This window comes from Bhargavaea massiliensis (assembly GCF_050480245.1).
Lineage (GTDB): Bacteria > Bacillota > Bacilli > Bacillales > Anoxybacillaceae > Anoxybacillus.
Genome location: NZ_JBCNEQ010000013.1, coordinates 69436 through 83845, shown reverse-complemented (window position 1 = coordinate 83845; position 14410 = coordinate 69436). Strand labels below are relative to the sequence as shown.

Genomic DNA, 14410 nt, shown 5'->3' with positions numbered 1-14410 from the left:
TCCTCCATTCCATCGTATGTACATGTATATTGTAACCGATCTACAAAAAATTTGGGGTTTGTTTGCAGGATTTTTTCGTTTTTTGTCGAAAGAAACATGGGATAGACAGAAAGGAGTTTTTCACAATGAATATTGTTTTGTATGGCAGTATTGCACTCATCGCGATCGCCTTTCTTATTTTAGTCGTTTATGTCGTCCAAACATTAAAAACGCTTCAAACAACGTTGCAACATGTTGCAAAAACCGTTGAAGAAGTTGAAAAACAAATGCATGAAATCGGAAAAGAAACGGCACAATTACTACATAAGACGAACGCGCTCGCAGATGACGTGCATAAAAAAGCGGAAAGCTTACAAAGTGTATTTGATGCCGTCAAACAAGTAGGTGTCACCGTTCAAACATTCAACGATTCGATTTCAAAAACGTTAGCAACAAACGAAAAAAAAATTACGCAAGCGATTCAATGGGGACAAACACTTATTGAAATATGGACAAAATGGAAAGGGAAAAAAAAATAAGGAGGCGTTCATATGTCTAAAAATGGTTCTTTTCTACTTGGCGCAATCGTTGGAGGCATGGCTGGTGCAGCAGCAGCATTATTTTTATCGAGCGAACGTGGAAAACAACTGCTCCAAGATTTCATGGAAACGAACATAACACCATGGCAACAACATAAAAAAGAAAATGTTTCACAAGTTAATGAACGACAAGGAGAACAAGACGAGCAAAAACCGTTCTCGTCCATCCCTATTCCGCTTCCTTCATCAGATGTAGAGCAATTGTTAAAAGAAGCGGAGCAAGCGGTTGATGATGTCGAAGAACGTTTCAATAAAGGAATTGATGCAAATGGAGAAAATAGAAACAATTGAACAATTTGAGCAAATATGTTCGTCACATCGTCCGTTTTTATTGATGAAACATAGCCTGACATGCCCAATTAGCCATCGTGCGTGGACGGAGTTTGAACGATTCACAAAAGACTTCCCAAACATTCATGCTTATTACTTACACGTACAACACGCTCGCCCGCTGTCACAATATATTGCGGAAACGTTTCATGTAAAACACGAATCTCCTCAAGTACTATGGATAACCGAACGAGGTGTAGAGTGGCATGCATCACATTGGAGCGTCACGTACGAACAAATGAAAAAAGCAACTATGAGCGCATCATAGTTGCTTTTTCTTTATACGTGAACAGATTGTTCGTATTTCTGTTGAAATTTTTGAATATCACCAGCTCCCATAAAAACGAGCACTGCATTGTCATGTTGCTTCAATACGTCAACTTGTTCTTCATGTAAAAGTTTCGCTCCAGCAATTTTTGCGCGCAAATCTTCAATCGATAACTTCCCTTGATGCTCTCGCGCCGATCCAAAAATATCGCACAAATATACCGCATCAGCGAGTGATAAACTTTCCGCAAATCCATGCAAAAAAGCTTGTGTTCTTGTATACGTATGCGGTTGAAAAATCGCAACAATTTGACGTTCAGGATACTTTTGTCTTGCCGCCTCAATCGTTGCACGTATTTCTGTCGGATGATGTGCATAGTCGTCAATAAGCACTTGTGAACCGAACATTTTCTCATTAAAGCGACGTTTGACCCCTGGGAACGTTTTTAATCGCTCTTGAATAATGCTTACATCAATTCCTTCATAATGGCAAAGCGCAATAACAGCGAGCGCATTAAGCACGTTATGATCACCATATCGCGGAATGTGAAAAGAAGCGAAAAATGTATGGCGAACGAATACGTCAAACGATGTTCCTTCTGGTGTTTTCACAATATTTCTTGCTTGGAAGTCGTTATCTTCGCCAAAGCCATAAAAAACAACAGGAACTTTCGCTTGAATTTTTTGTAAATACTCATCATCTCCACAGGCGATAATTCCTTTTTTCACTTGCCATGCCATTTGTTGAAACGCCGAAAACACATCTTCAATATTGGCAAAATAATCTGGATGATCAAAATCAATATTTGTCATAATCGCATAATCGGGGCAATACGCTAGAAAATGACGGCGATATTCACATGCTTCAAATACAAAATACTTGCTTCCTTCTCGTCCTTTTCCAGAACCGTCTCCGATTAAATATGACGTCGGTTGCGCCCCTTGCATCACATGAGCAAGCAAGCCTGTCGTCGACGTTTTCCCATGCGCTCCTGTTACAGCGATACTAGTAAATTTTTTTAAAAAATCACCTAAAAACTGATGGTAGCGAACTACCGGTACACCGAGTTCACGGGCTGCTACAATTTCTTCATGAGTATCTGGAAATGCGTTCCCTGCAATTACAACCATGTTGTTTTGAATATTTTGCGCGCTAAATGGAAAAATGGGAATTCCCCGTTCTTCAAGAGCTTCCTGCGTAAAAAACCGCTTATCGTAGTCTGAACCTTGGACAACACACTTCATATCATGTAACACTTGAGCAAGTGCGCTCATTCCAGTTCCTTTAATACCGACAAAATGGTAAATAGTCATAAAAAAACCTCCATCAACTATCGTTGATCTATATAGCAGTATATGACACAAATTCCGTTTTGCTATTTTCATCTTATGTAACAAACACCATTATACCATCGTTTGCACACAATGATAAGAAAAACTGATAGAAGCGTTCTTCTATCAGTTTTTCCGTGTTACTGAGGTGTATACTCCACTTTTTCAAGGCGCGGATTTGGACGATAACGACGACCAGCTTTCGCTTGATGTTTACCATTTAATAACACATTGTCGCCCGTAAAACCGATATGTACTTTTAACAAACTACCTCCCACTCCGTACATATCAACTGGCACACCTTGCTTTTCGAACTCAATAATGCGCTGTTCATTAAATCCGCCACTTACAACGATTTTCACATGCTCAAATCCTTCACGATCGAGCGCTTCACGCAAAGCAAAAATAAGGGGAGGGTTTACGCCACGTGGATCAAATGTACCAAGCACTTCCGGGTGGCGAATAAAATATTGATCGATCATCGTTCGCGACGTATCAACACGAACCGCCTTTAACTTATCTCCAAACTCACGCGCAACTTTCAGCGCATCTGTAATACAGTCGTTGTTGTAGTCAACAAGCACAATTAAATCATCATCTGGGTATTTCGCATGATACGCCTTCGCTGCCGCAACCACGTCGCCATCAAACAATTGAATAAGCGCATGCGGCATCGTTCCCATGCCTTGTTTTCCCCACCATTCGTTCATCGCATGCGTTGCTTGCGCCGTTGAACCACCAATAAAGGCGGCATATCCGTCACCTGCTTGCATCATAAAATGATCATCGCGATCTCCCATAAAAATGATCGGTTTTTGTACACCAGATAATGCCGCTGCTTTAACGACGTTATACACGTTTGTTGCTACAGATGTCCGGCGAGCTAAAATCCCGTCAATAATGCCTTCTAAATATCCAAAATTTTGATATGGTCCTGTAATAGTGAGCACCGTCTCAAACGGGCTAATTTTGTCACCATCTTTTAATGAATAAATTTCCAATTTTTCTGGTTCATCAGCAAACGTATGCAACAGGGCAATAACCTCGTCCGTTCCACACAAAACAGCATGTTCTTTTTGGAAAAATTGCATTGTAACAATATTATTCGGACGAAATTCCTTAACGATTTCACGAGTTTTTAAAAAGTATACAGCTGAAAACCAGCCATCTCGCACACGCTCATCAAATTTGAACGTTTTATTCGTTAGTCGTTTAATTTTTCCTTGTAGTTTCAATTCGATTTCTTTCATCTCTCTTTCCCCTTCAGCCGTCGTTTTCACGTATTTAGCATAGCATGTTTTCTATTTCACGACCACTCCATCTAAATCGTATCTTGTAGTTGCTCAAGATCTTGTTCGTCAATTAAAACGTCGCGCGGCTTGCTTCCTTTCGGCGCTGATACGATGCCACGCTGCTCCATCATCTCAATTAAACGAGCCGCGCGGTTATAACCGATGCGAAAGCGACGTTGCAAACTTGATGTCGAAGCACCGCCTTGTTGAACAACAAATTCACACGCCTCATAAAATAAGTCATCTTCTTCATCGGTCTGTGTATGTTGTTGTAAAAGCTCGTCATGTTGAAATAAATAAGACGGTTCCATTTGTTGACGCACATGAGCAACAACGCGCTCAATTTCCTCATCGGATACAAAATTTCCTTGTAAACGAATTGGTTTCGACGTTCCATTTTCTAAAAACAACATATCGCCTCGCCCGAGTAATTTTTCGGCACCATTTATATCAATAATCGTGCGTGAATCAATTTGCGACGAAACGGAGAAGGCGATACGTGTCGGAATGTTTGCTTTAATTAAGCCGGTAATGACATCAACAGACGGTCGTTGTGTTGCGACAAGCAAATGGATGCCGCATGCTCGCGCTTTTTGAGCGATGCGGCAAATCGCCTCCTCAACATCAGCTGGCGCAACCATCATTAAATCCGCAAGCTCATCAATGACAATAACAAGATAAGGCAAATGTTGTTCTGGTTTTTGCGCCTTTCGCACTAATTCGTTATAGCGACCAATATCACGCACCCCCGTATGAGCAAATAACTCATATCTTCGCTCCATTTCAGAAACAGCCCATTTCAACGCTGCTGTTGCTGCCTTAGCATCGGTAATTACAGGGCTTACTAAGTGCGGAATATGATTGTATGGCGCAAGTTCGACCATTTTCGGATCAATGAGCAACAGCTTAACTTCACGCGGTGTTGCTTTATATAGCAAGCTGACTAACATCGCATTCATGCATACACTTTTTCCTGATCCTGTTGCACCGGCAATTAACCCATGCGGCATCTTTTTCAAATCTGTAACGACCGGTCTCCCTGAAATATCTAGCCCTAACGCCACAGTTAACGGTGAAGCCGATTGCTGAAACTCTTCACTTTGCAACACTTCGCGAATAAAAACAGGACGGCTTGATCGGTTCGGTACTTCGATTCCGATCGTGTTTTTCCCTGGAATAGGTGCTTCAATACGAATATCAATAGCTGCTAAATTTAATTTAATATCATCTGCTAAATTCGTAATTTTATTCACTTTCACACCGAGTTCCGGCTGTACTTCAAAACGAGTAACCGTCGGACCTTTCGTTACATGAACGACCGTTGCTCCAACGTTAAAATTTTTAAACGTCTCATTTAATCGCTCTGTTTGTTCTTTTAGCCACGCCTCATCATCTTCATGGCGTATAACTGGTGCATGCAACAACGATAATGACGGGAACACATATGATTGTTTTTGCTGTCGCTCCTTCCATTTTTCCCGATCTTGTTTTAACATCATGACATTATATGGTACACCGCTTCGTTGACGTGTTTGTTCCTCTTTGTTTTGTTCGCTTTTTTCTTCTACTTGCTCCTGCTTTCTTTGTTCTTCGACTTGTTGTTTCTGTTCTACCTTTTCTTCGACAACGTCTATTCCTTCTTGTTTTTCGTCTTCCTTTTCATGAACAAAATTGTCCACCTCGTTATCGAGAGGCTCACTCACTTGCATCATATGTTCACTTATTTTGCTGGCAGGCTGATCACCCTTTTCTGCCAACTCAGCTGCTTGTATATGCACATGTTCCATTTTTTCTACTTTTTCAACAACCGGAAGTTCAAATTCGACAATTGGTTCATTTTCTCTATTTCGTTCGACACGTTCCATTCGTTTATAACCAAATACAGGCGAAGGGACATCCGTTGGGCGAAACGCGCGCGATTCACTCGCTGCACGCTCTATGCGATACGTTTTTTTCTTAAGTGAATCGGTTTGTAACGATGATCGTTTTGGCTCATATGTTCTCTCTTTTGTTCTTTCTTTTGGTTCATCTGGAATTAACGGAAAGCGAAACTTTCCTTTCGGATATTCATAAACGACTTTCGCTTCAATTTCTTTATATTCGTTCGTCGGTACGGACTGTTGTTGTTTTCGAATCTTTTTTGGCTCATGCTCCCCGAACATATAACAAAATAATGCCTTTAACCAACCCATTCGATCCTCACTCTTTCTTTAGTACGTTCGGTTTTATTTTACCACAAAAAAAGCTGACTGCCGCGATGGAAGTCAGCTGAAAAATGGTTGACCTACTTCATACTCATCGTTTAAAACAAGAATGCCTTTTTCTTGTGGGGCGTTTGGCAAGTTTAGTTCGCGTGCAGAGCAAATCATTCCGTAAGATTTCACGCCACGCAACTCTGCTTCTTGAATGACAAGACCGCTTGGCATGACCGCTCCGACTTTGGCAACAACGACTTTTTGTCCTGCTTCTACGTTCGGAGCCCCACATACAATTTGCAACGTTTCCGTACCAACGTCTACTTGGCAAACGCTTAATTTATCAGCATTCGGGTGCTTTTCTTTTTCTTTCACGTAACCGACAACAAACTTTGGTGAAAAATCAGCCGTTACTTGTTCATTTACACCATTTTTTTGCAATATGTCATTAATTGTCGCAATGACTTGTTCTGTTAGTTCAACAACCCCATTTCCTTCAAATGTGCCATATGTAGACGCATGAAAAATATTGTAACCAACTGTTTCACCTGTCTGTTCATTAAAAATGCGCACAACGTCGCCTTTTTTCTCAAAAGCGCGCGCTTGTGGATCAACAGCTTTTAATGCAATAAGCAGCGTATCGCCAATGCCTTCACGGTTGTAAAATACATTCATTGTTTCTCATCCTTTCGACGATTTTTTCCAAGAATAAAAATTGGTTGCAACTGTCCATCTTCGTATAAAAACGAAAGGGCAGTAATCGGCACTCTGCCGCTTGCAAAAAAGCTCATCGTCAGCTGCGCAAGTACATCATAGCCGATTTCGTTCTCAATGTCAGCAATAATGAGCACATCTTGATGAGGGACAGCAAGTAGCATCGTTCCTTTTATTTTTTCAGCAAACTTTTTTAAAAAAGAATCATTTAATATGCGACTTGCATCATACCCATCATTTGTATTCAAAAAGTAAAACGTATTGCCCGCAACACGGTCTTCTTTTACCGTTGTTGGCAATGAACGAACATTAAAACGTGCAATCTCTTTTAATTGTTGCACATCCCAGCGCTCCGATTCAACTAAACGTTCATCGATGAGGCGATACGTTGTTCCTAAATCAAGCGCATAATAAATGCGCGTTTCTGCTGTATGCTCGTCATAAATAAACATCGCTCCTTCATTCGTTTTTGTCGGAAATGAGGTAGAACGAATGACCGGATATATATGTTTTTCCTTTCCGTGTAGCAGTGAATCATCGTGCAATGCCGTTAACGTTTGCTCGACATAATAAATCACTTCATCAATGGCTCTCTCTTTTTCTAGTTCCCATTTTGCGATAATGGGGGGCAAGGAGATGGTCACTCCTTTTTTCGTTTCGCGATGCTCAATTCGAAGCGTATCTTTTTTTCGATCCCATTGAAACTCCCATGGATAATGGGATAACCGCTGTTGAATATGCTCGCTTATTTGTTTACTATTCATCACGCTCACCTAAGCTTTGAATGAACGCGACAATTTCTTCTTTTGTTTTCCGATCTTTGCTGACAAATCGTCCACGTTCTTGTCCATTTTCATATGCGATAAAACTCGGAATGCCAAATACGTTATGCTCTGTAAACAAATCAAGCAATTGATCACGATCTACAGCATAAAACGTATAGTCTGAAAACTGCGCTTCAATTTCTGGCAAAATCGGTTTAATCACTTGACAATCAGGGCACCAATCAGCCGTAAACATCATGATGACTTTTCCTTGTTTTATGACTTCATTATACTGCTCGATACGTTCAATCGTTTTCATCTATTCATCCGTCCTTTCTTTTGATGCTCGTATTGCCCTTTTAACATATGAACAATATGTGCATACATCGTTGTTCGATCGATTGCTCCATTCGTCAAAATGCCAATCGCTCCTTCATTTGAACGAACGTCGCGACGGTTTGCGTATTCATCCATCACTTCGGCTAATTCTTTCCCACATCTTAATTGTTCACCAATTTCGACGGGGAGAGGGATGCGTGCCCCTCCTGCAACAACAACGGCTCCATCACGATCAACGAGCGCTCCCCAATTGCATAGCCAAATCGTCCCATCTTGTGCAACAAATACGCCGCCTTCTAATCCAATCCCGATATCAGCTTGTTGGTCACGAACAGCTAACGTCGCTCGCTCAATGGCTCCTTGCAACGTTTCTTCATCGGAAAACGGCTGTTTTGATACACTCGGTTGTACATCGCTCACCATGATCGTATGGTGAGCCTCATGAAATACAGCTTTTACCGCTTTTACTTTCGTGTTGTTTTTTGTTCCAACTGCAATTTTCATCGCTCAATCACCTTAACCGTTATGACGAATCGCATCGACTGTCGCACGGTCACATTGTTTCACAAGGGCGATTAATAGCTGTTTTGCCGCTTCGTAATCGTCAACATGAATGATAGAAGCATGTGTATGAATATAGCGTGCACAAATGCCAATGACAGCTGAAGGAACGCCGCTATTCGCGATATGCACTCTCCCCGCATCTGTTCCGCCACCTGGAGAAATAAAATATTGGTATGGAATATTGTTCGTTTCCGCTGTATCTAAAATAAATTCGCGCATGCCGCGATGAGTAATCATCGTGCGATCATAAATGCGTACAAGCGCCCCTTTGCCAAGATGCCCGAACTCTTTTTCATCTCCTGTCATATCGTTCGCTGGGCTTGCATCTAGCGCAAAGAAAATATCCGGCTTAATCATCGTTGCTGCCGTTTGCGCCCCGCGAAGCCCTACTTCTTCTTGAACCGTCGCCCCAGAGTATAATACATTCGGCAACGTTTCATCTTTTAATTCTTTTAACAACTCAATGGCCAAACCGCAACCGTAACGATTATCCCATGCTTTCGCCATAATTTTTTTCTCGTTTGCCATCGGTGTAAACGGACAAATTGGCACAATTTGTTGCCCAGGACGAATGCCCATGCGCTCCGCATCGTTTCGATCATCTGCACCAACATCAATCAGCATATTTTTCATATCCATCGGCTTTTTCCGCTGTTCTTCATCGAGCAAATGAGGCGGGATCGAACCAATCACACCGACAATTGGACCGTGATCCGTTATAATTTGCACACGTTGAGCTAACAATACTTGACTCCACCACCCGCCAAGCGGTTGAAAACGAATCATCCCCTGCTCAGTAATAGCAGTGACCATAAAACCAACTTCATCCATATGTCCAGCAACCATCACGACCGGTCCATTTTCTGTTCCTCGCTTTACCCCAAAAATACTCCCGAGCCGATCTTGCACAATATCATCAGCATATTTTTGTAACTGTTCACGCATAAAAGCGCGCACTGCATGTTCATTTCCCGGCGCTCCTGGCAATTCGGTTAACGTTTGAAACAATTGCAAATCCATCGTTTTCTCCCCTTTCTTTACTCGCTATTTGTCATTGTAGCGAATTTTACATGTAGTTTCCACTCGTACAATTCGGTATACTAAAAAGAAAAAGTGGAGGAATGCATATGCGCATCAAAACATTTTTTACCGGCGTCGTTGTCGGTGCAACGGCTGCGTACATATTTCATCAGTGGCAACATAAACGTTTTATTTCATCTGAACAAGCGCTTCAAAAGGCAAAAGAAGCTTTTCAACAAACTGGTGCGATTACAGGATCGTGGATTCAAACGACCGTTGAAACGATCGAAAAAAATGGACTGCGTTATGACGTCTATCGAGGTGGAATTACTCGTCCAACAGGTGCATATGAATGTTTTATTGATGCAAAATCAGGAACGATTATTGATGCACGAAAATTGTAAAACCCAAGCAAAGCCGCTTGGGTTTTTATTGACGTTTGAGCATGTGTCATTAATACAAGGTCAATGTCTTTCGGAAAGATGTTAAAGAAAGAAGAGCCAACTGTTGTTATAAGGAGGATCTTCCTTTACACCAAAGTTTCGTTTTTGCTTTTCGTTTAGTTTTCCTCGTCGGATGCCAGATTCAATTAATATATTTTTTCTATCCATTCGCAATAAAATAGGATCGGTACGGAGCGGAATTTGATTTTGTTCGTTGCATGGGTATTTTTTCACCCAAAGTGGCTTTGGTACGACACCGAACATCGCTCCACCGTCTAAATGTGTAATTCCTCCATTTAACCACGTCATCGTTGCTTGACCGATCGTTAATTTCTCCATTATTTCTCCCCTTTGTCCTCTTTCGTTACTCATTTTAACATTACGAAAATATCCAGAAAAGAAAAAAACCTATGCCTAATTATGACATAGGTTTTCGATACTTCACTTCACAACGATAAATCGGATTTCCTTTTTCTGAAAATTTCTGTTCATATTCTGTCATCACATTTCCTTCAAAATTGCTTCGATGAAGATCAAGGCTGACATATTGAAGAACTAAACCATATTGCGAGAAGCTGACAAGAGAATATTCAAACAATCCACGGTTATCCGTTTTGAAATGAATTTCTCCCTCATCGACCAAAATGTTTTCATATAGTTCCAAAAATGTGCGATATGTTAAACGGCGTTTTTCATGCCGCTTTTTTGGCCACGGGTCAGAGAAGTTCAAATAAATACGTTCAACCTCTCCTTTGGCAAAAATATTTGTTAAATCTTTTGCATTGACATTTAATAAGCGCAAATTCGGCAAATCGTTCTCGATCAACTTGTCAAGCGCACATACAATGACGCTTTCATACAACTCAATACCAATATAGTTAATATTCGGGTGCATTTTTGCCATTTCTGTAATAAAACGACCTTTTCCTGTACCAATTTCGACATGAATCGGATGATCGTTTGAAAACAATTCACGCCAGCACCCTTTGTATTGTTCAGGTTGTGGGATAATGTATTGTGGATATGCTGCAATTTTTTCTTTCGCCCAAGGCTTATTTCTTAAACGCACATTTCATCCTCCGTTTCTTTGCATATAAAAAGATAAAAATGGCCATATTAATAAGCGAATAGGGGGATGAACATGGCCATTAATCATGAGCATCAATTAACCGTATTAAAAGATATTTTATCGGAACATCAACTCGATCGTTCAGGTACAGTAGCAGAATGCGAACAAATTGAACGGCTCGCCAAATCGTTAATGGCGAATGATGCTATCCATTCTGAACTGAAACAGACGTTATCTCATATTTACACATACAGTCAAACTGGGAAAAATACGACTGACCTTTCTTCGCACATCGATCAACACGAACAACAACTTGCTGAATGGATGAATCAGTTAACGTAACAAATGTTCAAGGAAATGCAGCAACCGTTGCATTTCCTTTTCGTTGTTTCGCCCTTTATGCCATGCGGTCAACATAACCGTTTGAGCAACAGTATACCACTTCATACGCAGCTGTAACTGTTCATCAAACAATAATCCATATTCCTCTAACCAACTATCCCATTGTTCTGGTGGAATGTAAGCATATAACAACATCCCAATATCAATCGCCGGATCAGCAATCATTGCGCTATCCCAGTCGATTAAATAAAGCTGATTGTCTTCTGTCAGCAACCAGTTGTTATGGTTCATATCACAATGGCAAACGACATAATCGGTATAATATATCCCGTCTACATGTCTTTCTAAAAATGCGATAGCTTCTCGAACAACAGAATGTTCTTTTAGTTCAGCACATCCGCTTTTCTTCACATCTTCTAGCAAACGATTGGGCAACAAAGGCTTTTTGCCGAGCCGTTCCATCATCGCCAGCAATTCTTTTGAACGATGAATTTTTCGTAGCAATTGCGCAACTTGTTTGCTAGTCATATCGTGTGGCTTTAGTTCGCGCGCATGCAAAAATTGTTGGGCCGTAATGACATCCCCATTTTCCATCCGTTTCGTCCAAACTAATTTTGGAACGATTCCTTCCGCTGATAAAACAGCTAAAAAGGGAGAAGAGTTGCGCTTTAAGAACAACTTTTTCCCATCATATTCCGCAATATATGCATCCCCTGTCGCACCGCCTGCGGGGGAAATTTCCCACTCCTTACCTAGTAACTGTTCCAAGTGAGCTCACCTTTCGACTTAGTCAAAATAAAAGATAGCGATTGTCATCTTACTAGATTTTATCTTTCTGATCGTTTCTTCGTCAACATTGAATTAATACCCACGTACCAATTCCATTTATTTCAATAAAACGATTATATATTTTCTCTCTGTCTTCTTGTTTCGAGCTAAAAATGACTGTCCATTCCCCTCCAGAAAGGGGCAACGTCGTTTTCTTTTCTTCATTATGGTAGACGACGACAATTTGCTCCCATGGGCCATGCGCTCCGACATCTACAAGCTGATAAGCAATAACAGATGGATGTGTATCATAAAATTTCATATGACGCCTCACTTGATCAGCGGTTATAAAACGAAACGCACCGTGCTTTTTCCGAAGCGCAATAAGCGAAATGATGTCTTGAACATCTTCTTCCCATCGGCTTTTTTGCTCCCAATCGATTTGATTCACCTCATCAGGGGAGTTATAACTATTTTCAATTCCTTGTTTCGTTCGATAAAACTCTTGCCCGCTATGCAAAAACGGAATACCTTGCGATAATAAAACGATCGCTGTAGCTAGCTTTTGACGTTTTCGACGAATATATTCGCTTTCATGCGCGTTGGCGATGATCATTTTATCCCATAACGTATGGTTGTCGTGGCATTCGACATAATTGACACTTTGCCTTGGCGAAAAAAATAGATGGATGCTTCCTCGAATAACTTCCATTACCGCTTCTTTATAGGAACAACCCCCTAAAGCAAATCCTCGATCGTGGACTTGAAACGTACTTCCTTTTACATAATCCCGAAATCGATCGTTAAAATAAGCAATACGAGGCGTATGTTTCGCGTTTGCAATCGTTGTCTTTTTTTCTTGAGGTAATGGAGTAGCTAACTCCCATCCCTCTCCAAGAACAAGAACAGTCGGATCAATTGCATCGATAGCTCGGCGAACGTCATTCATTGTGTCGATATCTAAAATGCCCATTAAATCGAAACGAAATCCATCGACACCATATTCACTTAGCCAATACGTCACCGAATCAACGATAAATTTTCGTACCATTTTCCGCTCAGATGCTAAATCATTCCCAACTCCTGTTCCATTCGATGGATAACCGTTTGATTCGTATCGGAAATAATAACCCGGTACAAGCTGTTCAAACGATGATGTTTCTCGAATATATACGTGATTATAGACGACGTCTAAAATGACGCGAATGCCTTCTTGTTGAAACGCACGAATCGCCTGCTTTAACTCGATGATACGTGCATATGGATCGATTGGATCCGTCGCATAACTTCCTTCTGGAGCGTTGTAATGAACCGTGTTATATCCCCAGTTGTATTCAAATGGCTCGAGCTCATCCACTCCGTCGAAATCTTGCACAGGCATAAGTTGAACATGTGTCACACCGAGCTGTTTTACGTACGAAAGACCCGTCACCTTTCCGTTTGGTCCTAATGTATCCTGCTCCGCTAAACCGAGATATTTCCCTTTATGTTCCACGCCACTTTTAGGATGGATCGTAAAATCACGAACATGCATTTCATAAATGATCGCATCCGTCATAGAAATAAACGGAGGCATCGTTGGTTTTTTTATGTTTGTCTTCGAAAGGTCAACAACAACACCGTATGTGCCGTTAACTGAAACTGCTTTTGCATAAGGATCCACTGCTTCTCGCCAAACAAAATTGATATATGTCTGATACGTATACAAAAAATATTCCATGTTTTCATAAACGGTATAAGTCCATACCCCTTTTTGTTCGCGCACCATGGCATAAATTGTTTCTTCTTTCGTCTTCGGATGAATAAGCTTTAATAACACCTTTGTTGCCGTCGGCGCCCACACTTTAAACGTCGTTTTTTCCGGTTTGTACGTTGCACCAAGATCATTTCCGTCATATGCGTATAAATCGTCAAACGCTTTTGTTCGCATCACCGCCCCTACCAGTAAAGGTGTTTGCCATCCTTCCTCTGTATAAACGACATATCGTTTCCCTAATGGAACGATAAAAGGGACGAGACACTCATATTTTGTAAATGAGTGTTGTTTCTCACTTGAACGAACTGTTAAACGGTATGCTGTTTGTTCTTCATCGCATAAAAAAAATATTGGTGCACGTTCTTGAACAACATCGTTCGGTACCAAAATAGTAATTAACGTCAACTCATCTAAATAGGCTTCAAACGAGTGTTGTTTTGTCATCATTATCGGTCACCAACTTCCAGTTTTGAAGTCAATTATTTTTGTTGTAAAATGAACTCAATAAAAAAGAGGGGGAAAATCATGCATTCATGTATTTCATGTAGCGTTCCATTTCCGCTTTTACCATCTGGTTACTTACTTATTATGCAAGAAGAACAAAAAAAGTATTTATCCTTACCATAATTATAAAAAA

Annotated in this window: 17 protein-coding genes; 5 read left to right on the top strand and 12 right to left on the bottom strand. The window is 40.8% G+C overall.

Features of this window, described 5'->3' with window-relative positions; genetic code table 11:
* Window positions 1-125: 125 nt before the first annotated feature.
* Genes ABEV15_RS03770 through ytxJ form a run of 3 tightly spaced genes read left to right on the top strand, consistent with a single transcriptional unit; the run spans window position 126 to window position 1176 of the window.
* Complete coding sequence (locus ABEV15_RS03770; protein ID WP_498852393.1) at window positions 126-518, top strand: DUF948 domain-containing protein; 393 nt, start codon at window positions 126-128, stop codon at window positions 516-518.
* A 12-nt stretch (window positions 519-530) separates the two neighbouring features.
* Complete coding sequence (locus ABEV15_RS03765) at window positions 531-869, top strand: YtxH domain-containing protein (protein ID WP_429630249.1); 339 nt, start codon at window positions 531-533, stop codon at window positions 867-869.
* Window positions 847-1176, top strand: coding sequence for a bacillithiol system redox-active protein YtxJ (ytxJ, locus tag ABEV15_RS03760; RefSeq protein WP_429630250.1), 330 nt, complete (start codon window positions 847-849; stop codon window positions 1174-1176). The genes ABEV15_RS03765 and ytxJ overlap by 23 nt, the downstream gene beginning before the upstream one ends.
* A gap of 11 nt (window positions 1177-1187) precedes the next feature.
* Here the strand turns inward: ytxJ and murC are convergent, their stop codons facing one another.
* From murC to ABEV15_RS03720, 8 genes are all read right to left on the bottom strand, one after another.
* The gene (murC, locus tag ABEV15_RS03755) at window positions 1188-2489 is read right to left on the bottom strand and encodes a UDP-N-acetylmuramate--L-alanine ligase (protein ID WP_498852392.1); all 1302 of its coding nucleotides are present in this window, start codon (window positions 2487-2489) and stop codon (window positions 1188-1190) included.
* A 158-nt stretch (window positions 2490-2647) separates the two neighbouring features.
* Window positions 2648-3757, bottom strand: coding sequence for a nicotinate phosphoribosyltransferase (locus ABEV15_RS03750; RefSeq protein ID WP_429630253.1), 1110 nt, complete (start codon window positions 3755-3757; stop codon window positions 2648-2650).
* Window positions 3758-3828: 71 nt separating this feature from the next.
* The gene (locus ABEV15_RS03745) at window positions 3829-5991 is read right to left on the bottom strand and encodes a DNA translocase FtsK (RefSeq protein WP_498852391.1); all 2163 of its coding nucleotides are present in this window, start codon (window positions 5989-5991) and stop codon (window positions 3829-3831) included.
* A gap of 72 nt (window positions 5992-6063) precedes the next feature.
* Window positions 6064-6669 (bottom strand): YtpR family tRNA-binding protein, encoded by a 606-nt coding sequence (ytpR, locus tag ABEV15_RS03740; protein ID WP_429630255.1) that lies wholly within the window; start codon window positions 6667-6669, stop codon window positions 6064-6066.
* Window positions 6666-7472, bottom strand: coding sequence for a DUF1444 domain-containing protein (locus tag ABEV15_RS03735; protein WP_498852390.1), 807 nt, complete (start codon window positions 7470-7472; stop codon window positions 6666-6668). The genes ytpR and ABEV15_RS03735 overlap by 4 nt, the downstream gene beginning before the upstream one ends.
* Entirely contained in the window at window positions 7465-7791 is a 327-nt protein-coding gene (locus ABEV15_RS03730) for a thioredoxin family protein (protein WP_498852389.1), read from the bottom strand. The genes ABEV15_RS03735 and ABEV15_RS03730 overlap by 8 nt, the downstream gene beginning before the upstream one ends.
* Window positions 7788-8315, bottom strand: coding sequence for a DUF84 family protein (locus tag ABEV15_RS03725; protein WP_429630260.1), 528 nt, complete (start codon window positions 8313-8315; stop codon window positions 7788-7790). Before ABEV15_RS03725 ends, ABEV15_RS03730 begins: the two co-directional genes overlap by 4 nt.
* Before the next feature lie 12 nt (window positions 8316-8327).
* Complete coding sequence (locus tag ABEV15_RS03720) at window positions 8328-9395, bottom strand: M42 family metallopeptidase (RefSeq protein WP_498852388.1); 1068 nt, start codon at window positions 9393-9395, stop codon at window positions 8328-8330.
* A 107-nt stretch (window positions 9396-9502) separates the two neighbouring features.
* Between ABEV15_RS03720 and ABEV15_RS03715 the strand changes: the two genes are divergently transcribed.
* Window positions 9503-9799 (top strand): PepSY domain-containing protein, encoded by a 297-nt coding sequence (locus ABEV15_RS03715; protein ID WP_498852387.1) that lies wholly within the window; start codon window positions 9503-9505, stop codon window positions 9797-9799.
* An 81-nt stretch (window positions 9800-9880) separates the two neighbouring features.
* Here ABEV15_RS03715 and ABEV15_RS03710 read toward each other — a convergent pair whose 3' ends face one another.
* Together ABEV15_RS03710 and trmB are read right to left on the bottom strand one after the other, a co-directional pair.
* Window positions 9881-10177 (bottom strand): hypothetical protein, encoded by a 297-nt coding sequence (locus ABEV15_RS03710; RefSeq protein ID WP_498852386.1) that lies wholly within the window; start codon window positions 10175-10177, stop codon window positions 9881-9883.
* A gap of 79 nt (window positions 10178-10256) precedes the next feature.
* Window positions 10257-10907 carry a tRNA (guanosine(46)-N7)-methyltransferase TrmB gene (gene trmB, locus ABEV15_RS03705; RefSeq protein ID WP_498852385.1) on the bottom strand — a complete coding sequence of 217 codons (651 nt, stop codon included), beginning with the start codon at window positions 10905-10907 and terminating at the stop codon, window positions 10257-10259.
* 72 nt (window positions 10908-10979) lie between these two features.
* Between trmB and ABEV15_RS03700 the strand changes: the two genes are divergently transcribed.
* A complete protein-coding gene (locus ABEV15_RS03700) occupies window positions 10980-11249 on the top strand; it encodes a YtzH-like family protein (protein WP_429630269.1) in 270 nt (89 codons plus the stop codon).
* On the opposite strand, the gene ABEV15_RS03695 is transcribed toward ABEV15_RS03700, so the two are convergent.
* Together ABEV15_RS03695 and pulA are read right to left on the bottom strand one after the other, a co-directional pair.
* Window positions 11241-12017: a phosphotransferase gene (locus ABEV15_RS03695; RefSeq protein WP_429630271.1), complete on the bottom strand. Its 777-nt coding sequence runs from the start codon at window positions 12015-12017 to the stop codon at window positions 11241-11243. The two genes, ABEV15_RS03700 and ABEV15_RS03695, sit on opposite strands and share 9 nt — an antisense overlap.
* Before the next feature lie 82 nt (window positions 12018-12099).
* Window positions 12100-14220 (bottom strand): type I pullulanase, encoded by a 2121-nt coding sequence (gene pulA / locus ABEV15_RS03690; RefSeq protein WP_498852384.1) that lies wholly within the window; start codon window positions 14218-14220, stop codon window positions 12100-12102.
* Window positions 14221-14410 lie beyond the last annotated feature (190 nt).